Source organism: Acinetobacter sp. MD2, from assembly GCF_035615575.1.
Lineage (GTDB): Bacteria > Pseudomonadota > Gammaproteobacteria > Pseudomonadales > Moraxellaceae > Acinetobacter.
The window spans coordinates 200,872-224,010 of the sequence record NZ_VTDK01000002.1 but is presented as its reverse complement, the minus strand read 5'-3'; the positions used below and the strand labels follow the sequence as shown (position 1 = coordinate 224,010).

General features: G+C 41.7%; 18 protein-coding genes and 2 tRNA genes. 10 read left to right on the top strand and 10 right to left on the bottom strand.

Annotated features, from left to right (window positions below; translation table 11 throughout):
• Window positions 1–181 precede the first annotated feature (181 nt).
• Window positions 182–979 (top strand): IclR family transcriptional regulator, encoded by a 798-nt coding sequence (locus FXN70_RS04310; protein ID WP_324646251.1) that lies wholly within the window; start codon window positions 182–184, stop codon window positions 977–979.
• A gap of 64 nt (window positions 980–1,043) precedes the next feature.
• Here FXN70_RS04310 and FXN70_RS04305 read toward each other — a convergent pair whose 3' ends face one another.
• The 8 genes from FXN70_RS04305 to FXN70_RS04270 form a co-directional block, all read right to left on the bottom strand.
• A complete protein-coding gene (locus FXN70_RS04305; RefSeq protein ID WP_420714361.1) occupies window positions 1,044–1,847 on the bottom strand; it encodes a putative RNA methyltransferase in 804 nt (267 codons plus the stop codon).
• A gap of 69 nt (window positions 1,848–1,916) precedes the next feature.
• Window positions 1,917–3,035, bottom strand: a complete 1,119-nt coding sequence (mraY, locus tag FXN70_RS04300; RefSeq protein ID WP_324646250.1) for a phospho-N-acetylmuramoyl-pentapeptide-transferase — start codon at window positions 3,033–3,035, stop codon at window positions 1,917–1,919.
• The gene (locus tag FXN70_RS04295; protein WP_324646249.1) at window positions 3,036–4,436 is read right to left on the bottom strand and encodes a UDP-N-acetylmuramoyl-tripeptide--D-alanyl-D-alanine ligase; all 1,401 of its coding nucleotides are present in this window, start codon (window positions 4,434–4,436) and stop codon (window positions 3,036–3,038) included.
• 3 nt (window positions 4,437–4,439) lie between these two features.
• Window positions 4,440–5,939, bottom strand: coding sequence for a UDP-N-acetylmuramoyl-L-alanyl-D-glutamate--2,6-diaminopimelate ligase (locus FXN70_RS04290; protein ID WP_324646248.1), 1,500 nt, complete (start codon window positions 5,937–5,939; stop codon window positions 4,440–4,442).
• A complete protein-coding gene (ftsI, locus tag FXN70_RS04285; protein WP_324646247.1) occupies window positions 5,939–7,786 on the bottom strand; it encodes a penicillin-binding protein PBP3 in 1,848 nt (615 codons plus the stop codon). The genes FXN70_RS04290 and ftsI overlap by 1 nt, the downstream gene beginning before the upstream one ends.
• A 9-nt stretch (window positions 7,787–7,795) precedes the next feature.
• Entirely contained in the window at window positions 7,796–8,140 is a 345-nt protein-coding gene (ftsL, locus tag FXN70_RS04280; protein ID WP_324646246.1) for a cell division protein FtsL, read from the bottom strand.
• Between the two features lie 9 nt (window positions 8,141–8,149).
• Window positions 8,150–9,064 carry a 16S rRNA (cytosine(1402)-N(4))-methyltransferase RsmH gene (gene rsmH / locus FXN70_RS04275; protein WP_324646245.1) on the bottom strand — a complete coding sequence of 305 codons (915 nt, stop codon included), beginning with the start codon at window positions 9,062–9,064 and terminating at the stop codon, window positions 8,150–8,152.
• 194 nt (window positions 9,065–9,258) lie between these two features.
• Window positions 9,259–10,254, bottom strand: coding sequence for a sulfate ABC transporter substrate-binding protein (locus tag FXN70_RS04270; protein WP_324646244.1), 996 nt, complete (start codon window positions 10,252–10,254; stop codon window positions 9,259–9,261).
• A 320-nt stretch (window positions 10,255–10,574) separates the two neighbouring features.
• Between FXN70_RS04270 and FXN70_RS04265 the strand changes: the two genes are divergently transcribed.
• From FXN70_RS04265 to FXN70_RS04245, 5 genes are all read left to right on the top strand, one after another.
• Complete coding sequence (locus FXN70_RS04265; protein ID WP_324646243.1) at window positions 10,575–10,877, top strand: DUF4179 domain-containing protein; 303 nt, start codon at window positions 10,575–10,577, stop codon at window positions 10,875–10,877.
• A gap of 170 nt (window positions 10,878–11,047) precedes the next feature.
• A complete protein-coding gene (gene gltX, locus FXN70_RS04260) occupies window positions 11,048–12,559 on the top strand; it encodes a glutamate--tRNA ligase (RefSeq protein ID WP_324646372.1) in 1,512 nt (503 codons plus the stop codon).
• A 54-nt stretch (window positions 12,560–12,613) separates the two neighbouring features.
• A tRNA-Ala gene (locus FXN70_RS04255) sits at window positions 12,614–12,689 on the top strand.
• Window positions 12,690–12,722: 33 nt separating this feature from the next.
• Window positions 12,723–12,798: transfer RNA gene (locus tag FXN70_RS04250), tRNA-Glu, on the top strand.
• Between the two features lie 106 nt (window positions 12,799–12,904).
• Window positions 12,905–13,243, top strand: a complete 339-nt coding sequence (locus FXN70_RS04245; RefSeq protein WP_324646242.1) for a hypothetical protein — start codon at window positions 12,905–12,907, stop codon at window positions 13,241–13,243.
• Window positions 13,244–13,304: 61 nt separating this feature from the next.
• On the opposite strand, the gene ettA is transcribed toward FXN70_RS04245, so the two are convergent.
• Window positions 13,305–14,966, bottom strand: coding sequence for an energy-dependent translational throttle protein EttA (gene ettA, locus FXN70_RS04240; RefSeq protein ID WP_324646241.1), 1,662 nt, complete (start codon window positions 14,964–14,966; stop codon window positions 13,305–13,307).
• A gap of 426 nt (window positions 14,967–15,392) precedes the next feature.
• On the opposite strand from ettA, the gene FXN70_RS04235 reads away from it, so the two are divergent.
• Window positions 15,393–16,280 carry an SDR family NAD(P)-dependent oxidoreductase gene (locus tag FXN70_RS04235; RefSeq protein WP_324646240.1) on the top strand — a complete coding sequence of 296 codons (888 nt, stop codon included), beginning with the start codon at window positions 15,393–15,395 and terminating at the stop codon, window positions 16,278–16,280.
• Window positions 16,281–16,476: 196 nt separating this feature from the next.
• On the opposite strand, the gene FXN70_RS04230 is transcribed toward FXN70_RS04235, so the two are convergent.
• Window positions 16,477–18,825: a Tex family protein gene (locus FXN70_RS04230; protein ID WP_324646239.1), complete on the bottom strand. Its 2,349-nt coding sequence runs from the start codon at window positions 18,823–18,825 to the stop codon at window positions 16,477–16,479.
• Between the two features lie 315 nt (window positions 18,826–19,140).
• Between FXN70_RS04230 and ompR the strand changes: the two genes are divergently transcribed.
• The 3 genes from ompR (at window position 19,141) to FXN70_RS04215 (ending at window position 23,055) form a co-directional block, all read left to right on the top strand.
• Window positions 19,141–19,905: a two-component system response regulator OmpR gene (gene ompR / locus FXN70_RS04225; protein ID WP_324646238.1), complete on the top strand. Its 765-nt coding sequence runs from the start codon at window positions 19,141–19,143 to the stop codon at window positions 19,903–19,905.
• Between the two features lie 12 nt (window positions 19,906–19,917).
• Window positions 19,918–21,321, top strand: coding sequence for an ATP-binding protein (locus tag FXN70_RS04220; protein ID WP_324646237.1), 1,404 nt, complete (start codon window positions 19,918–19,920; stop codon window positions 21,319–21,321).
• Between the two features lie 243 nt (window positions 21,322–21,564).
• Entirely contained in the window at window positions 21,565–23,055 is a 1,491-nt protein-coding gene (locus tag FXN70_RS04215; protein ID WP_324646236.1) for an acetyl-CoA hydrolase/transferase family protein, read from the top strand.
• Window positions 23,056–23,139: the final 84 nt, after the last annotated feature.

Below are 23,139 nucleotides of genomic sequence, written 5' to 3'. Positions count from 1 at the left end.
TCTTTATTCGATATTAGGTTTGGCAATTTTTTCAAAAAAAACCAATATCGTCAACAAAAATATCCTTATTTGATAATTTATAAGATTTAAGTTACATTTTTATCTGTGCCAAGATATGTTAAAACAGCATTTATATCTAATGTTGCACTTGATGCCTTTGTTGCGGGAATGAAATTGAATTATGGCAATCACAAGTTTTGGGAAAATTTTAACCGTTCTTGACTTATTTTCGGTCACCCGTCCTGTCATTGATGTCGATACTATTAGCCATGAGTTAAGTATTTCTCGACCAACCAGTTATCGTTATTTAAAAGAGTTGGTTTCTGCCGATTTATTACAACGCATGAGTGGTACCTCAGGTGATTACACGCTTGGGCCCAAAATTGCTGTTTTAGATTATATTTCTCGTACCACTGAACCTCTGGTACAAGTCAGTATTCCCTTTATTAAAGATGCAGTGGAACGCACAGAAATGAGCTGTTTACTGACCTTTTTGAATCATGATTATTGTATTGATTTGCATCACGAATCATTTCGTGGGCAATTATTGATGTCTTATGGTCGTGGTAACCCTCGCCCCGTATACTTAGGTTCATCCCCGAAAGTAATTGTGGCACATTTAAATAAGCAAGGCTTGCATTGCTATTATCAAAAATATGCACAACAATTAGCAGACAGTGGTTTTGCAAGCAACGAGGCTGAATTTATTCAGCACATGAAAAAAATTAAAAAACAGGGCTATTATTTTTCACACGGCGAGGTCAATCCCATTTACTCAAGCCTATCGGTTCCAATTCAATATTCCAACAAAATTGCCCCAATGGCACTGACCATTGTCGGTTCTAAAAATCGCTTCGAATACATGAATAGTGAAAAGCTCATTCAAACGTTACAATCACATGCACAAGAAATCGTCGCGAAGTATCATAATTTGGCAGAGTTGGTCGAGTCATCGCATCCGCAAAATGAAGCCATTTAACGTATTTACGCCTTACTCGTTTATCGAGCAAGGCGTAAGAAATAACTAAAGGTTAAAGATGCTGTTACATCTTCTTAAACAGATACAATTGAAAACTTGCCGTCACGTCAAGCTGAGCCAGTTGCTCTAATGCCTGACGTTTTTCAGGTTTAGCTTTATACGCATAAGGCGTCATGGCCAATAAATTTTGGATATCTTGCTGTTGCAAGACCAATGGCGCATCCACAACTTTAGATTCGAGCAGTTCAAATGCATCGCTTAATTGAGCCACAAACTTTTCAGGCTCATGCGGACGCACTTCATCAAACAATTGCTCACGCAGTGCATATAAATGCTGCGGTGCAGGCGTTACCACCAAGCACAAACCATTTTGCTTTAAGACACGTAAAATTTCTGGTTTTGGAATCGGGCTAAATAAACTGGTGCAGATTTCCATCGACTGATCTAAAACAGGTAAAACTGCACCTGTACCCACCACCCATGTCACTTCAGGATTGGTTTTCGCTGCATGTTGCACTGCCGACTTTGCAATATCGACACCAATACAATCGACAACATGGGCTTGCATGGCTTGGATGTAATAGCCTTCGCCACAGCCAATATCTAACAAGGTTTTAGGTTGGTATTGCTGTAATAAAGCCTCAACGGCCTGACGCAAGGGTGCATAAAATCCACCCGACAAAAAGGCACGCCGTGCAGCAACAGACTCAGGCGTGTCACCTGGTTGTTTGCTATGCTTATGTTGCACCACATGCAAATTAACATAACCTTGTTTGGCCAAATCGAAGCTATGCCCTTGTTGGCAACGCCACGTCCGTGCGTTCAATTCTAGCTGTTCCCGACACACAGGACACATTAACCATTGCATGTTTTACTCTCTCATTTTTACCCAATAAAAAAAGCTGGCACAGTGCCAGCTTTAATATTGCTTTCTGACTTAACGCAATTTTAGCGTCATTAAGCCCAAAACCACTAGAATAATTGTAATAATCCAAAAGCGAATCACCACTTGGGTTTCTTTCCAGCCTTGTTTTTCGTAATGATGATGCAATGGCGCCATTAAAAATACGCGCTTATTACGCATACGTAATGAACCAATTTGTAAGAATACCGAAATAGCTTCCATTACAAAAACACCACCCATAATCGCAAAAACGATTTCCTGACGGACCATCACTGCAATCGTGCCAAGCATTGCACCTAACGACAATGCACCAACATCACCCATAAAAATTTGAGCAGGATGCGCGTTGTACCATAAGAAGGCTAAACCCGCACCGACCATTGCCGAACAAATCACAATCAGTTCAGATGAATATTTGATATAAGGAATATGCAGATAGTTAGCAAAACGAATATCCCCCGACAAATAAGCAAACACACCCAAACCTGTTGCAACCAACACCACAGGCATAATCGCCAAGCCATCTAAACCATCGGTTAAGTTCACCGCATTGGATGCGCCATTAATCACCAAATAAGTAAAGGCCAAGAAAGCTAAACCTAAAGGTACCGCCGAAAATGGCACACTCCAGTTTTTAAAGAATGGAATGAGCAAATCAAGCATATTATGGGTATAAACAGGATTTGGTTGATGCGTTGCAATGAGGTACAAACTGATACCAGCACCTAAAGAACCAACCGATGTCCAAAAGAATTTTTTGCGTGCAGGTAAACCTGCATTGTCTTTATAACGGATTTTAATCCAGTCATCCGCCCAGCCCACTGCACCAAAAATCACCATGACGCCAAGCACAATCCAGACATAAGGGTTGGATAAGTCAGCCCATAGTAAGGTACTAATACCAATCGACATGAGGACTAAAATCCCCCCCATAGTTGGTGTACCCATTTTTTTTGCGTGGTTTTCAGGTGCAAAGGAACTCACCGCTTGCCCATATTTAAGCGCACGGAGTTTACGAATCATCACTGGGCCAAGTGCTAAACCAATCCCTAAAGAGGTCAAAACACTGAGCAAAGCACGTAATGTTAAATAGCGAACAACATTAAAAGAACTGTCGTAGCCTGCCAAATGTTGAAATAACCATAACAGCATTTAAAGTTTCTCCATCACATCAGCCATCAGCGTTTCCATGTGCGTATAACGCGAGCCTTTAAATAAAAAACTCATCGGCTGATTTTGATGTTGTTGAATTAAATCGAGTAAAAAAGGAAGTGTTTCTGCTTGGGTCGAAAATGCATGCACATGTTGCGCATGTTCTGCCCCCGCAGCAGTATCTTGTGCGAATTCACCCACAGCAATGACATAATCGAGCGGCAATTGGGCAAGGTCATGTCCAAGTGCGGCATGTTCATCTCGGCTACTCTCGCCAAGCTCACCAATATCGCCCATCAACATCACTTTAACACCCTGTTGCTGTAGCAAAACCTCTGCTGCGGCACGCATAGAAGATGGATTGGCATTATAGGTATCATCAATCAATGTGTATTGCTGATGTTGAATAAAATTCAAGCGCCCTTTCGCACCTTTAGCCTGTGCCAAACCCAATACTATATCGGCTAAGTCAATGCCAATTGCCAATGCAAATGCGCTAGCCGCTAAGGCATTTTCAACATTGTGCGCGCCTGCAAAAGGCAAATCAATATCCACAGTACCTTGTGGTGTATGCATTTTAAAGGTGGATGACTGGGCACCAAGCTGAATTTCAGTTGCATAAATATCGCCACCATCACCAAAACTTAGCTGCTGATGTGCTGCGGCATTTTGTTGAATTGTCGCAAAAAAGTCATCTGCGGCAGGGACAATGGCTGTGCCTTTTGCTTGAATATGCGCGTAAATTTCAGATTTTGCCTGACAAATTTTTTCACGCCCACCAAACTCACCTAAATGTGCCGTCCCAATATTTAAAATACCCGCCACTTCAGGTGCAACTAGATTTGAGGTGTAGTCAATTTCACCAATATGGCTTGCACCCAATTCCATCACGGCATATTGATGTTCTGGGCGTAACTCCAATAACATCATGGGGACGCCTAAGTCATTATTTAGGTTACCACGGGTAATTAAAGTAGGGGCAAGCCGTGCCAAAATACTGCCAAGCATTTCTTTTGTCGTGGTTTTGCCACTGCTGCCCGTCAGTGCAATAACTTTTAAATGTGGATATTGCTGACGGCGAAATTGCCCTAAATGCCCAAGTGCCAAACGGGTGTCTGGCACTACCAATTGAGCTAAATCTAATTCAGGAAGAGGTGAACTTACAATTGCCACTTGGCAACCTTGTGCCTGAACCTGCGTCATAAAAGTATGTGCATCGAACCGTTCGCCTTTTAGGGCTAAAAAAGCATCCCCCATTTCGGCATGACGTGAATCGGTTAAAATACGTTTAATATCGCCTTGTGGCACACGCCCTTGATACCATACGCCTTGGGTGGCTTGTTGTAATTCGGCAACCGTCCATGCAATCAACGGCGCAGTACTTGTTGTTGATGTATGCATAAGTTAATTTTCCAAAGCAGAATATGCGGTAATTTCACCTTGATGATGAATAGCGGCTTCAACTTCTACCACATCGTCAAACCAATGGCGGACACCTTCAATTTCTTGATAGTTCTCGTGACCTTTGCCCGCAATCACCACAATATCACCCGCTTGTGCATGCTGCACCGCATAACGAATGGCCTCACGGCGATCATGAATTTCATGCACTTCATGTGCAGCAAACTCAATATCTTGCTTCATATCGGCAAAAATCTGCTCAGGATTTTCCGTACGTGGATTATCCGAAGTCAAAATAACAGGATTGGCATGAGCTAAAGCCGCTTGGGTCATCAGTGGTCGTTTGCCACGGTCACGGTCGCCACCACAGCCAAATACCGCCCATAAACGATGCGCGACATGACGCTGCAAACTAGTCAATACTTGAATTAAAGCATCGGGTGTATGAGCATAGTCAACCACAAAAAGTGCCCGATCATTGCGTAATACTTGCATCCGCCCCGGTGCACCTTTTAAATTTGGTACGCTCTGAATAATCGTGGCTAAATCAAAACCTGCGGCAAATACGGCAATTAAACTGGCCAGTACATTTTCTACATTAAAGTGCCCAAGCAATGAGCTATTTACTGCAAAAATGCCTTGCGAACTATGTAATTTAAAACTCGCACCTTGCAAACTAAAGCTTAGCTCGGTTACGTAAAAGTCAGCCTTGGTATTCTTTAACGAATAGGTAAAAATTTTCGGCTGTGCTGAGTTTTGCTGTGCAGCATTCAGCATCACCTCAGCATAATCATCATCTAAATTAATGATCGCAGCTTTTAAGCCTTCAAAGGCAAATAACTGCGCCTTGGCTTCAGCATACGCTTCAATCGTTTTGTGATAGTCCAAATGGTCACGGCTCAAATTGCTATACACCGCAATTTCAATATGGCAACCCTTTAAACGCCCTTGCTCTAAACCGTGTGAACTGGCCTCTAAGGCTGCAAATTGTGCACCTTGTAAGGCGTAGCCATGTAACGCATTTTGCAGTTGAATCGCATCTAAGGTGGTATGCGTAGAGGCCTCTAAATGGGGTAAAATCCCATTTCCTGTTGTGCCCATTACCGCACAAGGCTTGCCTTGAAAACTCACCAACTCAGCAATTAAACGTGAAATGGTGGTTTTACCATTCGTGCCCGTCACTGCAAATAATCTTGTCGCCTCAACAGGTTGGGACAATTCTAAATAGCGTTTTTGCCACAACCCCATGGTCTTGCGCACTTGTGGAAAAACCCAACAGTTATCTACAGCTAACGCTTCTTCTGCAATAATGCCAATAGCCCCATTTGCTAAAGCAGTTTGTGCAAAAGCCAAAGTTTTTTCAGGTTGGCTATAACTGGTCAATGCAATAAAAACTTGCCCTTGTTGCACTTTACGGCTGTCTAAACAAAAGCCATGAAAGGGTTGCGCCATCCATGCAGGCAAGTCCGCTAAATCTAAAATGTGTTGTAAAAAAATATTCATTAGTCGTCTTCTCCCCCTGCTGTGACTTTATTGACGCTCAGTGGTTTATCTAAAGGCACATCTAACAAGCGCAGTGACTCTTGCATGATTCTTGAGAATACAGGTGCAGAAACTGTACCGCCATAATATGAACCACGCGGGTTTTCAACCACAACCACCATTGCAATACGAGGGTTACTTACAGGTGCAACACCTGCAAAGAGCGCCCGATATTCGGTTTTAGAATAACCACGGCGGTCGGCATTTAGTTTATGTGCCGTACCTGTTTTCCCTGCCACACGATAACCCGGAATTTGCGCTTGAATTGCAGTTCCCCCTGGTAACGTGACTTGCTCCATCATCAATAACACTTGGTCGGCAATTTTAGGGTCTAGCACCTGTTTGCCTTTTTCAGGTTGATTTACTTTATATAAAGACAATGGCATTTCCATACCATGATTGGCCAACATGGCATAGCCTTGTGCTAACTGTAATACCGTTGCATTTAAGCCATAGCCATATGCCATAGTTCCAATTTCTGACACACCCCAGTATTTTGGTGGCAAAATTAAACCCGCACTTTCACCAGGGAAATGCACCGCAGAACGCTGACTAAATCCAACCCGTTTAAAGAAGCTTGGAATAGTTGGTTTAGGTAAAGACAAAGCAATTTTTGCAGCACCCACGTTAGACGATTTAATAATTACACCAGCCAAAGTCAATTGACCATGGTCATGGGTATCTCGAATTAAATGCCCGCCAATCACCATTGAACCCGGCGAGGTATTAATCACGGTATTGGTTGTATATTTACCACTTTCAAGCGCTGCTGCAATGGTAAAAGGCTTCATGGTCGAACCCGGTTCAAACATATCAATTGCACCACGGTTACGCATGGCATCTTTATTACTCAAACTGGCTTTATCATTTGGATTATATGAAGGCCAACTGCCCATCGCTAAAATTTCGCCAGTTTTTACATCGACTGCAATTGCGGTTGCAGAGCGCGCATTGTTGGCAACCCCTGCCGCAGTCAACTCACGATACATAATGTATTGCAAACGTGAGTCGATACTTAAAGTGAAATTTTCACCTGCTTGTACAGGTTTAATCACATCCGGATCTTTCACCCGATTGCCTGATTTATCCCGAATATTGGTTTGTAAGCCATCTACCCCATTTAAAGCCTTATTCAGCTTCATTTCCAAACCTTCAACCCCAATGCCATCATTATTGGTCAGTCCAACAATTTGTGCATTCGGCTGTGGCTGCGGATAATAACGTTTATACGATTTTTCAGTATAAACACCTTGGAAATTACGCTCTAAAATAAGATCGGCTTGCTGAGGTGGTACTTCAGTTTTTAAGACCAAATAGCGTGAACGTGGATGCGCCTGCATTTGTTTTTTCAACAGGTTCGGATCCATGCCCACCAAACTGGCAAGCTCATCTAAATTAAAGTCTTTATCGGGCAACTTTTGTTTTGGCTTACGACGTTCACCGGGTTTAAGCGGCGCTGTCATTTCATCATAAAGGTTTTTATTTTCGAAATAATCACGTGGATCCATCACAATTTTCATAATTGGAGTACTGATTGCCAAAGGCACTCCATTACGGTCAGTGATCATGCCACGCATCGCTTTAATTTTTTCATCACGTAAAATTAAAGCATTGGCTTTGCTTTGTAAGAAATCTTTATTAATCACTTGCACATAGAATGCACGGAAAATTAACGTCACAAAACAGACAATAACGATTGTCCACAATAAGGTGTAGCGCCATTGATCAAAACTGATTTCATTTTTTTGGGTGACAGCAGCAACACGCGGCTTTGCTTTACGGGGTTGATTCATTCGTTTTTCAGCCATGATACAACCTTACTTATTTTTGTCGGATGCAGGAAGAGAAATAACCACCGTTGCAGAGGCAGGCGGTGAATACATGCGAAGTTGGGTCACTGCTCGAGTACCAATTTGGGCAGTTGCACCAAAGGTTTGCTGCTCAATCAGCAAGCGTCCCCATTCTGCATTTAAATCGTCCTGATCGCGCAAATAACTGTTCATTTGACGATAATCATGCCGATATTCAAATACCTCAAACACCACCATCATTGCGCTGATAAACACCAGTAAAATCAGCACCGCATAAGTCACCCATTTTTGAATAGGCTTACGAATAGATTCGGTTTTCTCTGCAACTTCTGCAATCACTTCTGTTTTCATTATGTGCCTTTAATGACTTAAACGCGCTGCAACTCTTAACCATGCACTACGAGAGCGTGGATTGTCTTTCACTTCTTGTTCGCTGGCTTTAACCCGTGAGATTTTCTTCAAACGGCGAGTATCTTCTTGTTGTTGTGGCATACCCCAACCATTGTCTTCAGCCAAAGAAGACTCTTTTTGAATAAACTGTTTAATTAAACGATCTTCTAAAGAATGAAAACTAATCACCGCCAAACGTCCGTCTGTTTTTAACAAATCGACCGATTGCGGTAAGAAATGCTCAACGTCTTCTAACTCTTTATTAATCGCAATTCGAATGGCTTGGAAAGTTCGGGTGGCCGCGTGCTTATTTTTTTCCCATTTTGGATGGGCAACTTTCACCACCTCAGCCAATTCGGCAGTTGTGGTCATTAAGCCTGCATTTTTAATGGCACGGGCAATACGGCGACTATAGCGTTCTTCGCCGTACTGAAAAATAACATTGGCCAGTTGTTCTTCTTCAATTTCCATCAACCATTCACTCGCGGTTTGACCTTGAGAGTTGTCCATGCGCATATCGAGTGGGCCTGCTTTCATGAAGCTAAAACCACGCTCAGCCTGATCTAATTGCGGTGATGACACGCCAAGGTCTGCCATAATACCATCGACTTCGGTGATGCCACGCGCATTTAACTCTTGCGTAATATCTGCAAAACTAGCATGGATGATATGAAAACGTGGATCTTGCTGCGCTAATTCTGCCGCAACTGCTAAGGCTTGTGGGTCTTTATCAAACGCATAGACCTGACTATTGGCATCTAATTTTGACAACAATAAACGACTATGCCCACCTCGACCAAAGGTGGCATCGACATAAATTCCTGTATGCCGATCTGCGAGTAACGCATCTATAGTTTCATGAAGCAATACAGAAATATGGGACATAAAATAGCAAGATCATAATTAAAAATGTAATTGCATATTATCCCTGTGTTTACTCGAACTTCCAAACGTCTTTTTGTACGTAATTATTACTTTATGATTGTTATTTCCAATTTTTTATTCAATTTTCAACATTTTAGGGAATAGGCAGCACCTTTGCCCCCTATTCTCTACTTTCAAACTTCAAATACACATCACTATTGACTATAAATTTGGTCAAAAACACCGCCATTGGCAAAATGAATTTTCTGTGCTTTTTTCCAACCACCAAAGACTTGATCGATTGTGAACAATTGAATTTTAGGAAACTTGGCGGCATATTGTTGCGCCACTTGTGCATTGCGTGGTCTAAAATTATATTTCGCCGCCAAGTTTTGACCAATCGGTGAATAAAGAAAATTTAAATAACCTTTCGCAAGATTGCGATTTCCATCTTTATCAACGGTTTTATCTACAATAGCAACGGATGGTTCAGCTAAAATTGACACCGACGGATAAACAATTTGAAATTTATCTTTACCCAAAGTATTTTGCGCCAATAATGCTTCATTTTCCCATGTCAGCAAGACATCTCCAATCCCACGCTCGGCAAAAGTGGTGAGAGAACCACGTGCGCCCGAATCAAGCACCTTCACATTATGATAAAGCCTCGATACCAAATCACGTGCTTTCGTGTCATTGCCACCCGGCTGTTTTAATGCATAACCCCATGCTGCCAAATAAATCCAACGTGGTGCACCACCTGTTTTGGGGTTAGGTGTAATAATCTCCACTCCAGATTTGGTCAAATCATTCCAATCCTTAATCTGTTTTGGATTCCCTTTTCGTACCAAAAACACCACTGTAGACGTATACGGTGCCGAATGATTTGGGAATTGCTTTTGCCAATCGGGGCGAATAAAACCCGCTTGTGAAATTTCATCAATATCATTGGCTAAAGCTAAAGTCACCACATCGGCTTGCAACCCTGTAGCCACTGCTCTTGCCTGCTTTCCTGAGCCACCATGCGATTGTTTAAATTCAACTTTTTCACCAGTCCGCTTTTGCCAATATTGCCCAAATTGCTGATTATATTCTTGGTAAAATTCACGTGTCGGGTCATACGACACATTTAAAAAGGTTTTATCTGCAAAACTATGCGTTGTGATTAACGAAAATATACTTAATGCACCAAAGATCCATGTTTTTTTCATTTTTAGAACCAAGATAATCTAAAAAAACACACTATAAACGCTTTAATTTATACTTAACTAACAAATGGTTATAATAATAAAAGCAATCTAATTGCATATTTGTGCTATTGCAGTCACACAAACCGATCATGCATAACCGCACTTAATCCCTTTTGTTTTGCTCTTGTTTCTCCTCACCCTCATTTGCTGCGTTTTTCTTGCAAATGGTATATATTTTGTAATATAAAAAAGTTTTGAACTTGGCTATTTTTAGGTATATTAATGTTTAAGTTTTAAACATTAATGTTAATGATTCACCAATTTGATGAGGAGGTTACCGTATGAGTTTACGTGGATTGTTCCTCGGTGGTGTATGCGTGTTATTTTTAAACCAAGCTTATGCGCTTCCAATTGCCCCGAAAACACTTAAAAACAATAATGGCCCATTACTAACCAATCATGCTTCAGGTTTTATGGCGAAGGAACTGGAAAAACAAAAGCAAAACGATAACAGCATCAATACCGATTTAAATGAAATTAAACTGCTCAACACCATTCATGTAGAGCCGTCTCAACGTTTTTTTGCCTATCAGCACGAAAGTTTTTCTCGTTTTTGGCAAGCGATTTTCCGACCTGACTCTTAACATTCACCTTCAGTTTATTTCAAATGAAACTGAAGGTTCGGATGATTAAATTAAAAAAATTTCGACACCGTTCTATTATAGCAATACATTTTTGTCATCGCTGAAATCCCCCAAGCAATCGGCTTTTTCGCTATAATAGGCGGATTAAAATATAGATTATTGCATCCATGATGAAAGTTCGCACGCGCATTGCACCCTCTCCTACAGGTTTTCCTCATGTAGGAACTGCTTATATTGCCTTATTTAACCTTTGCTTTGCCAAACAACATGGCGGCGAATTTATTTTACGTATTGAAGATACCGACCAAGTTCGCTCAACGCCTGAATCTGAGAAAATGATTTTAGATTCACTCCGTTGGTTAGGTTTGAACTGGTCTGAAGGCCCTGATGTTGGTGGCCCACATGCACCATATCGTCAGTCAGAGCGTATGGGAATTTATAAGCAATATGCGCTTGAATTGGTTGAAAAAGGCCATGCATTTTATTGTTTTGCAACCGCAGAAGAACTTGACCAAATGCGTGCAGAACAACAAGCGCGTGGCGAAACTCCAAAATATGATGGTCGTGGTTTAAAACTATCTCAAGATGAAGTACAACAGCGCCTTGCAGCAGGCGAAGCACACGTCATTCGTATGAAAGTGCCTGAAGAAGGAATTTGTACAATCAATGACTTACTGCGCGGCGAAGTGGAAATCCCATGGGCGCAGGTTGACATGCAAGTGTTGCTTAAAACCGATGGTTTGCCAACCTACCATTTAGCTAACGTAGTCGATGATCATTTAATGCAAATCAGCCATGTATTCCGTGGCGAAGAATGGTTGCCATCTGCACCCAAACACCAACTGCTATATCAATATTTTGGTTGGGACATGCCACAGCTTTGCCATATGCCATTGCTGCGTAACCCAGACAAATCAAAACTATCAAAACGTAAAAACCCAACATCTATTAACTATTATAAAGATATTGGCGTATTACCTGAGGCCTTGATTAACTATTTGGGTCGCATGGGCTGGTCAATGCCAGACGAACGTGAAGTATTTACATTGGCCGAAATGATTGACAACTTCGACATTCAGCGCGTCTCTTTAGGTGGCCCTGTTTTTGATGTCGAAAAATTAAATTGGCTCAATGGTCAGTGGATTAAAGCCTTAACCCCTGCACAACTTTTGGAGCGCCTGTTAACTTGGCAGGCTAATCCACAGAAATTAGAAGAGATTGCTGCTGCCATTCAACCACGTATTAATCTACTTTCAGAAGCAGTGAACTGGGCAGGTTTTTACTTTAATCACATGCCAACTTTAACAGCAGAAATGTTTGTCAGCAAAAAGTTAACGCCTGAACAAGTGCGTCAAAGTTTACAATTTGCCATTTGGCGTTTAGAAAAAACCTTTACGTGGAATAATGAGACCGTGAGCCAAATTTTGATGGATTTGGCTAACCAAATGGAAATTAAACTACGTGACTTTATGCCAGCATTCTTTATTGCAATTGCAGGTTCGACCAGTTCAACACCTGTTATGCAAGCGATGGTTACAATTGGCCCTGATTTAACTTATGCGCGTTTGCGTCATGCACTTGAAATTTTAGGTGCACCAAGCAAAAAAGAGCTAAAAGTATGGGAAAAGTTGAATGAAAGCATCCAATTGCCGAAAAATGATACAACTGATTCAACAAGTTAAACTTTTTTCTTGACGTGTGAGCCGAAGCCCACTAATATAGCGCTCACACAGACTGGGGTCATAGCTCAGTTGGTAGAGCGCTACAATGGCATTGTAGAGGTCAGGAGTTCGATCCTCCTTGACTCCACCAATTTTAATTGCTTTACCTGTGTTGCCTCGATAAGTCCCTATCGTCTAGAGGCCTAGGACATCGCCCTTTCACGGCGGTAACCGGGGTTCGAATCCCCGTAGGGACGCCAAATTCTAAAAAGCCACTGAATTGATTCAGTGGCTTTTTTCTTGCCAATACTTTTTGCTTTTTCTTAAAATTCGTTAAAATAACCACAAAATAAACTTGGAGTTTCCATGCAATACCGCTGCCCCCAATGCCAAAGTGCGAAAATTCTTCCTGTTAGCCAAGGAATCAATTCACCTCGCCCAGAAGTCCCAAAAAGTTTAATTGTTTTGGTGTTTTCAATTTTTCTTTTATTATTGCTTGTGGTTGCAAGTATCGTGCTCTGGATTTTTAGCAATGGTGCAGGCACAACATTAGAAATTGCAACCGTTGTCGTATTCGTCATTACCGTTATTTCTGGTTTATTATTTTGGCGCGATTTACCCAACTTTAAAATTTCAATGCAAAGTTTTATGCAAGCACAAAAAGCATGGAAATGCCGTGACTGTAATCATGTTTGGCAAAAATAAGGCGACCATCGTTCAAATAAAAAACCAGCTCGGAAGCTGGTTTTTTATTTAAATGGAAAGATTAACCACCAATTTTGCGATATTTTTGACGCTTAGTTACAAGGTCATCACCATCACGTTTACGGCGATATTCTTCAAACTCAGTATAGTTACCGTCAAAGAACTCTGGTGTTGGACCTTCAAATGATAAGATGTGCGTTGCAATACGGTCTAAGAACCAACGGTCATGCGAGATCACCATTACCGTACCAGGGAAGACCAAAATTGCATCTTCAAGCGCACGTAAAGTCTCGATGTCCAAGTCATTCGATGGTTCATCGAGTAAGATTACGTTCGCGCCCATTTGCAGGATTTTCGCAAGTTGTAAACGGTTACGCTCACCACCTGACAATTGACCTACGCGTTTTTGCTGATCTTGACCTTTAAAGTTAAAACGACCGATATATGCACGTGATGCAATTTCATATTCACCGATCCGTAGGATATCTAAACCGCCAGAAACTTCTTCCCAAACCGTTTTGTTGTTATCCAATGTGTCACGAATCTGACCCACGTAAGCCACTTTAACTGACTCACCCAGCACCACAGAACCTGTATCTGGTTGTAGCTCGCCTGTCATCATACGGAATAATGTCGTTTTACCTGCACCATTCTCACCCACAATACCCACAATCGCTGTTGGTGGCACAGTAAAGGTTAAATCTTTATAAAGTAAGCGACCATCAAACGATTTACTGATACCTTCAACTTCAACCACTTTGTTCCCTAAACGTGGACCAGGTGGAATGTAAATTTCAGAAGTTTCGTTACGTTGTTGGAATTCACGCGAGTTAAGCTCTTCAAAACGCTCCATACGCGCTTTGTTTTTCTTTTGCTGACCTTTCGCATTTGAACGAACCCATTCAAGTTCTTTTTTCAATGCTTTGGCAAAAGATTCTTCTTGCTTGTTCTCTTGCTCTAAACGGGCATTTTTCTGCTCTAACCAAGAAGAATAGTTACCTTGATAAGGAATACCCATACCACGGTCAAGCTCGAGAATCCATTCAGCGACGTTATCTAAGAAATAACGGTCATGCGTAATCGCAACAATCGTACCTGCAAAGTCTTTTAAGAAACGCTCCAACCAAGATACAGATTCAGCATCCAAATGGTTGGTTGGTTCGTCAAGTAACAACATGTCAGGTTTAGATAGAAGCAAACGGCACAATGCCACACGACGGCGTTCACCACCCGAAAGCAAGGTCACATCCGCATCCCAAGCAGGTAAGTTTAATGCTGCTGCTGCTTGATCCATTTGGTTGACAATATTATGTGCATCCCATGAATGGATAATCGCTTCTAACTTTTCTTGTTCTTTGGCAAGCGCATCAAAATCTGCATCTTCAGCAGCATATTCAGCAAAAACTTCATCTAAGCGCGCCAAGGCATCTAATGGTTCACGTAAACCATCTTCTACGTTACCACGAACGTCTTTATTTGGATCAAGTGGTGGTTCTTGCTCAAGATAGCCGATTTTAATACCTGGCTGTGCACGTGCTTCACCCGAAAAGTCTTTGTCTACGCCCGCCATAATGCGAAGTAGGGTTGACTTACCTGCACCGTTTAAACCCAGCACACCAATTTTAGCACCTGGGAAAAATGATAAAGAAATGTCTTTTAAGATTTCGCGCTTTGGCGGAACCATTTTTGACACTCGGTTCATTGTATAAATATATTGGGCCACTCAGGACTCCTCAAAATAGGAAAAGCAAAACACCGCAAAACTGCGAGAAAATTTTGTCTATTATACGCTGAAAACATGACGATCAGAAGGCATGTTTTTCTTAGATCAGAAGGATCTCGATAAATGGCAACCATCTACTTTTCAATACAAGTTTACATCATTCCTTTAACATCATTCGTATCCTATTGTGTGCAATCTAACGCGCTACTTCAGAACTTCACGCTTTTAAAAAAGCATGTTATATATACAAAAAATAGCCTTAAAAATGCGATGGAAATTTGCCAAAACAAACGATCATCACAGTATTTTCAGGGCTGATTTTGAACAAAATAATTGCGTGATCACCTAAGAAAACAACATGATTTGCAGTACAATAAAGTTATATTTCGGACATTGTCCATTGGTATGAAGGTCAGGGAACAACACGTGAATAGAAAACTGGAACTCCGCTTTCAAGCGCAAGTCGCAGGTAAAACCATCTTAGTTACAGGTGCATCTAGTGGGATTGGTCTTACTGTTTCTAAAAAACTCGCACAGGCAGGCGCACACGTGCTTTTAGTGGCACGTACGTTAGAAAACTTACAAGAAGTTCAAAAAGAAATTGAACAAGCTGGCGGCAAGGCCTCTATTTTTTCTTGCGATTTAAGTGATATGAATGCCATTGATACGACATCAAAGCAAATTTTGGCAGAAGTTGAACATATTGATATTTTAATTAACAATGCCGGACGTTCGATTCGCCGTGCAGTGCATGAATCTCTCGACCGTTTTCATGACTTTGAACGTACAATGCAACTGAATTATTTTGGCGCAGTGCGCTTAGTTTTAAACTTATTACCACATATGATTCAGCGTCAGAACGGACAAATTATTAACATCAGCTCAATTGGTGTTTTAGCCAATGCAACGCGTTTCTCGGCTTATGTTGCCTCTAAAGCCGCGCTTGATGCTTTTAGTCGCTGTTTGTCTGCCGAAGTACATGCACATAAAATTGCGATTACCTCAATTTATATGCCATTGGTGCGCACGCCCATGATTGCACCGACCAAAATCTATAATTACGTGCCAACCTTATCACCTGAACAAGCCGCCGACTTAATTGCGTATGCAATTGTGAAGCGTCCGAAAAAAATTGCTACACATTTAGGTTATTTGGCCTCATTAACCTATGCTGTTGCTCCTGAAATTAACAATAAACTGATGTCGATTGGCTTTAACTTATTCCCAAGTTCAAGTGCATCGGTGGGCAAAGAAGAACAACTCAATTGGGTGCAAAAAGCGTATGCCCGTTTGTTTCCAGGCGAGCATTGGTAAAATTACGCAGATTTTATCAAAAGATTAGGTTTTACCCTAAAGAGGTAAAGCCAATTTAAATCTCATCAGCTTCTTTGTTCGGAGCCTATCAACCTGTAAAAAAGTGATGAATATTTAGCATAAGCAATATGATCTCATACGAATTTAAAAACCTTCCCGAAGGAAGGTTTTTTAATACAGATTGATTGGCTAAATTTTATTTAGAACCTTTAATCCCTGCTTGTAACAACAATGCGCCTAAACCACCAATTTTTTGCTCTTGTGGTTTTTCTTGTTTCGCACGTTGTGGTTTCTTCACCGCATCATTGGCACGTGCTGTATTTTGCGGACGCTTCGCTTGTGGCTTACGTGCGTCCGTAGTTAGTTCACGGCGCGGCGCACGTGGTGCTTTCACAGGTGCAGAACCTTCAGGACGCATACTCAAGTTCACACGTTGACGCTCAACATCAACCGTTAATACACGCACTTGGACAATTTGCCCCGGTTTTACCACTTTATGTGGGTCGGCAACAAATTCATTGGCAAGCTCAGAAATATGAATCAAGCCATCTTGGTGTACACCAACATCAACAAATGCACCAAAATTGGTAACATTGGTAATCACACCTTCAAGCTGCATGCCTTCGGTTAATTGCGCAACTTCTGTAATGTCTTCACGGAACTTAGCGGTACGAAATTCTGGACGTGGGTCACGACCTGGTTTTTCAAGTTCAGCTAAAACATCTTGAATCGTTGGTAAACCGAATTTGTCATCGACAAATTCATCGGCATGAACTTGGCGAATAATTTCGCTATTGCCAATAATGTCTTTTAGCGTTGTTGCTTTCGCTGCAACAATTTTTTCAACCAATGGGTAACTTTCAGGATGCACCGCCGATGCATCTAAAGGCTCAGCACCATTTTGAATGCGTAAGAAACCTGCAGCTTGTTCAAACGTACGCTCACCTAAACGAGGTACATTTTTCAATGCTTGGCGCTGCTCAAAACGACCATGCTCTTTACGATATTCAACAATTTGCTGTGCAATCGATTTATTTAAACCTGCGATATAACCCAAAATAGCCGCAGATGCTGTATTGACATCCACACCTACCGCATTCACACAGTCTTCTACCACAGCATCTAGCGTTTTTGCCAAACCTGTTTGGTTGACATCGTGCTGATATTGACCCACACCAATCGATTTTGGATCAATCTTCACAAGTTCTGCCAATGGGTCTTGTAAACGGCGTGCAATCGAAACTGCTCCACGAATTGACACATCCAATTCAGGTAATTCTTGAGACGCTAATTCACTTGCAGAATATACCGATGCACCCGCTTCACTAACCGAAACACGCGTCAATTTCAGCTCAGGGTGTGCAGTCATCATTTCAGCGACTAAACTTTCAGTTTCACGACTTGCTGTACCATTACCAATCGCAACCAAGTCAACTTTAAATTCGCCACATAAACGTGCTAATTCTGCAATTGAACCTGCTTTGTCGTCTTTTGGTGCAAATGGATAAATCGTGCTATGAGCCAAGACATCGCCTGAATCGCTCACGACTGCAAGCTTCACACCTGTGCGAATACCAGGGTCTACCCCCAATGTAGTACGACCACCCGCAGGTGCAGATAACAACAAATGGCGTAAGTTTTCTGCAAACACCTGCATCGCTTCATTTTCTGCATTTAAGCGTTTTTCGGTGAGTAACGAATGTTCGATTTGCGGACGAATTTTACCTAACCAAAACAATTTTGCTGTTTGCTTTAAAAAGTCTTGGCGTGCTTGCGGCTGAAGCGTTTCAAGCGCATATTCCGTTTCGACACGTGCTAACGGTGCATGGTCTTCGCCTTCAACTTTTAAAGTTAAAACATTTTCTTGACGACCACGTAACAACGCCAATAAGCGGTGCGATGGTAATTTGTTTAAATTTTCAGAAAACTCAAAATAGTCACGGAACTTTTTACCGACTTCTTTCTTTTCTTCTGAAGCAACGCTGCTTTTTAAGCTCGCAGTTTTAGCAAAAATCGTTTTAAGGTCGACACTTAAACCAATGTTTTGTGCCCACTCATCAATCACAATATGCGAAATAGCATCAAGTTGGCTGTCTAAATCTGGATAATCTTCGTGGCTAAAACCGACCAATGCTTGTGCAGGTTCAATTTCTTCAGTCAAAATTTGCGTCGCAATTGCACCTAAGCCCGCTTCTTTGGCTTTAAATGATTTACTGGTGCGTTTTGGACGATACGGCGCATAAATTTCTTCTAAGGCATTTTTGGTTTCTGCCGCATTCACACGTGCCAATAAATCATCGCTTAGTTTGTCTTGTTCTTGTAATGATTGAATCACTTTTTCACGACGTTCAAACAAATCACGCAAATAGCTTAAGCGCGTATCTAATTGACGCAGCTGCGTATCATCAAGACCTTGTGTCACTTCTTTACGATAACGGGCAATAAATGGAACACTTGCGCCTTCATCAATTAAACGGATTGCAGCTTCTACTTGGTTCGGACGTACGGCAAGCTCGGTTGCCAATTGCTGAACGAGGTCAGTCATCGTGTTTGATCCCATCAGGAATAGAACTAAAAGCAGAGATTATAAAGACCATGCCCGTAAAATCTACCCAAATTATGCGCAAAAATTAAATTTCTTTTGATCTTAAGTCATTTTTTCATATTTTTAAGCCAGCATGTTTTTGTTTTTTACGTTGAATTTTATTTTTTTACCCTCATTTTTAAAGCATGAATCATTTTGGCTATATTCCTGTATATATTTGTTAATTTGAACAAATGAAGTCATAGCAGAGCCGACCTTTACGCATTATACTCAAAACATCAACCATGCTATTTACGATAAATAAGGGAGCACTTCATGAGTTTAGTGGTACCTGCAGAAACCCAAGATGTGGCACCTCACGATAACGATCGTGTTGAACGAATTTTAGTTGTCGATGACGATGTGCGCCTACGCACACTATTGCAACGCTTTTTAGAAGACAAAGGCTTTGTGGTGAAAACGGCACACGATGCAACTCAAATGGATCGTTTGCTACAACGTGAGTTATTTTCACTCATCGTTTTAGACTTTATGTTGCCCGTAGAAGATGGCTTAAGTATTTGCCGCCGTTTACGTCAGTCTAATATTGACACCCCGATTATTATGCTCACGGCACGTGGCAGCGATTCTGACCGTATCGCAGGGCTAGATGCAGGTGCAGATGACTACTTACCAAAACCATTTAATCCAAATGAGTTACTTGCACGCATTCGTGCCATTTTACGCCGTCAAGTGCGTGAAGTGCCTGGCGCACCAAGCCAACATATGGAAGTGGTGAGTTTTGGTTCTTGGTCACTCGACCTCTCTACCCGCACACTTACCCGTGAAGGACAAGTGGTTACCTTAACTACAGGTGAATTTGCTGTACTCAAAGCATTAGTACAACATCCACGTGAACCGCTTACCCGCGACAAACTGATGAACCTTGCCCGTGGCCGTGAATGGGGTGCAATGGAACGCTCAATTGACGTGCAAGTGTCACGCTTACGCCGTTTAATTGAAGATAACCCTGCCCGCGCACGTTATATTCAAACAGTATGGGGCGTTGGCTATGTCTTTGTTCCAGATGGTTCTGAGTAATAGGATAATACGGTGAAGCTTGACCCTATAGACCCAAAAGATTTGGTCGATGCCTCTGGTTATTATGCACAACCACGCAGCCGCACAGAACGTTTTTTAGACACACTAAAACCACGCTCTGCGGCTCTGCGAACTACTGTTTTAGTTGGGTTTGTGGTCAGCTTCAGCTTTTTTATGTCGCTTTGGTTTTTTTGGCGCACCCTGTATTTGCCAGAGATTCAGCAACATGCACGTTACTTAGCCATCGAACTCGATTTTATTCAAAATAAAGATATTCAGGTTACCTCAGACAATAAAACATTTAACATTGAAGGCTGGTTAAAGCATCGCTTAGGCGTCGAATATGTGACCGATCCTGCCAAATATCCTATTGTAAAAGATAAACTAATTGCCGATTTATTTACCGACCGTATTGAAAAACGTCTTGCCCAAGAAATCCAAGCCGACCGTGAAAAAGTAACAGTATTTTTTAAATTCAAACCAACCCCAAGCATTTGGATTCAAACCCCACAAATGCATGGACATTGGTTACGTGAACCGCTCAACACCTATGCAAATTACAGCACCGAACTAATCTTTGGTTGGCTATTTGGTGTCCCAATTTTAGCATCAATTATTATTTTAACCTTAGTGCGTCAGCTCAATCGACCACTAAAGCGCTTGCAAAATGCAGCGAACAGTTATAGCCATACGGGTAAAGCGCCTTACTTAAGTACCAATCATGGACCACAAGAGATTCGAGAAGTAAATCAAGCATTTAACCACATGATTTATACGCTTGATCAAGCAGGTAAAGACCGCCAAATTATGCTTGCAGGCATTTCACACGACTTAAGAACCCCCCTCACCCGCATTCGACTCACTGCAGAAATGTTGCCCGATGAGTTTCTACGCGAGGGTTTAGTTTACGATGTCGATGATATGGATGCGATCTTAAATCAATTCATTTCGTATATGCGCGATGGTTCAGATGAAGAACTTTCTACAACCAATATCAATAACTTATTACAAGAATTGATTGTGCAATTTAAACCACTTGATATTCACTTTAACCCACAACAGCTGCCATTACTTTACGCACGAAGTTTATCGCTCAAACGCTTAATCGGTAATTTGATTAACAATGCCAAACGTTATGGTGCAGAACCAATTGAAATTTCAGCCTATGCCGACCAACAACATGTACACATTACTGTGGCAGACCACGGAGAAGGCGTGCCTGATGAACAAATTCAAGACCTCATGCAGCCATTTGTACGGGGTAATTCTGCACGTACCATCCAAGGCAGTGGCTTAGGATTAGCAATTGTGAAACGAATTGTCGATCTTCATCACGGTGAGCTGACACTTCGCAATCGTGAGCAAGGAGGCTTTGAAGCAATTGTCTCACTCCCCATTCAGTCTATTCGAACATAACATCACCAACCAGCCAACACCCACTTTGACCGAGCTTGATTTGAAGCTAAACCAAGCCTTACCACCCAATTAAGAAATAAATAAACTACCAATATTTTCAACATCTTAAAAATCATCATTTGATTAAATATGACTATTTATTTCAAAAATTAGACCTTAGCCTAACACAGCTGCACTTTATTGAGTGCTGCACGTAAAATAGTGGCGAATAACTTAGAAAATCAATTTTTTGAGAGTAGAACAATGTCATTAGATCGTATTCGCTTAGCTTCATTACATGATAAAGTCATTTCAGCCGAGCAAGCAGCAGAACTAATCCAGGACGGAATGACAATCGGGATGAGTGGTTTTACTCGTGCAGGCGAAGCCAAAGCAGTGCCTTTGGCACTTGTAGAACGTGCTAAAACCAACCCTGTCAAAATTGCCTTAATTACAGGTGCAAGCTTAGGCAATGACCTCGATAAAAAACTTACCGAAGCAGGTGCATTAGCACGCCGCATGCCCTTCCAAGTGGACAATACCTTGCGTAAAGCCATTAATAATGGTCAGGTCATGTTTATTGACCAGCATTTGTCTGAAACAGTCGAACAAATGCGTAATTTAACCCTCAAGCGCCCTGATATTGCGGTGATTGAAGCAGTTGCCATTACCGAAGACAATCTGATTATTCCAACAACATCTGTCGGTAACTCAGCAAGCTTTGTAGAGTTTGCAGATCAAATCATTATTGAAATTAATACCGCAGTCAGTACCGAATTTGAAGGTACACACGACATTTATACCCCAGAAGCACGCCCAACACGTGGCCCTGTACCATTAATTCAAGTCGATGACCGTATTGGGCAAAAAGGGATTTCATTTGACCCTGCCAAAGTTGTAGGGATTGTCTTTAATGACTTAGCAGACTCACCATCTAATGTGACCGACCCAGACGAAGAAACTCAAGCCATTGCCAATCACCTCATTGCATTTTTTGAACAAGAAGTCGAAGCAAAACGACTACCTAAAAACCTAGGCCCACTACAAGCGGGAATTGGTTCCATTGCCAATGCTGTACTTACAGGCTTTAAACACTCTAATTTTGAAGACTTAGTGATGTACTCAGAAGTATTACAAGATTGTACTTTTGAGCTGATTGATGCAGGAAAAATGAAATTTGCTTCAGGCTGTTCAATGACGCTATCGCCACAATGTGGTGAGCGTGTGTTTGGCAACCTTGCTGCATATAAAGACAAATTTGTATTACGCCCACAAGAAATTTCGAATCACCCTGAATTGGTACGTCGTTTAGGCATTATTGGAATTAACACCGCACTTGAGTTTGATATTTACGGTAACGTCAACTCAACCCACGTCGGTGGCACTAAAATGATGAATGGTATTGGTGGTTCAGGTGACTTTGCCCGTAATGCCCATTTGGCTATTTTTGTGACCAAATCGATTGCCAAAGGTGGCGATATTTCATCAGTTGTACCTATGGTGAGCCATGTTGACCATACTGAACATGACACGGATATTTTAGTGACGGAACAAGGTCTTGCCGATTTACGTGGGCTTGCACCACGCGAACGCGCCCGCGTGATTATCGACAATTGTGTTCACCCTGACTATCAAGCGGCGTTAAATGATTACTTTGACCGCGCCTGTGCTAAAGGTGGACACACGCCACACCTGTTAAAAGAAGCAGTGGAATGGCATACCAACTTTGAAGAAAAAGGCAAAATGTTGCCATAATAAATCGCAACACACTTTGTCGAGGGCATCTTTTAAAAAGATGCCCTTTTTCTTTCTATTATCACTTATCAAAAGCATGATTTT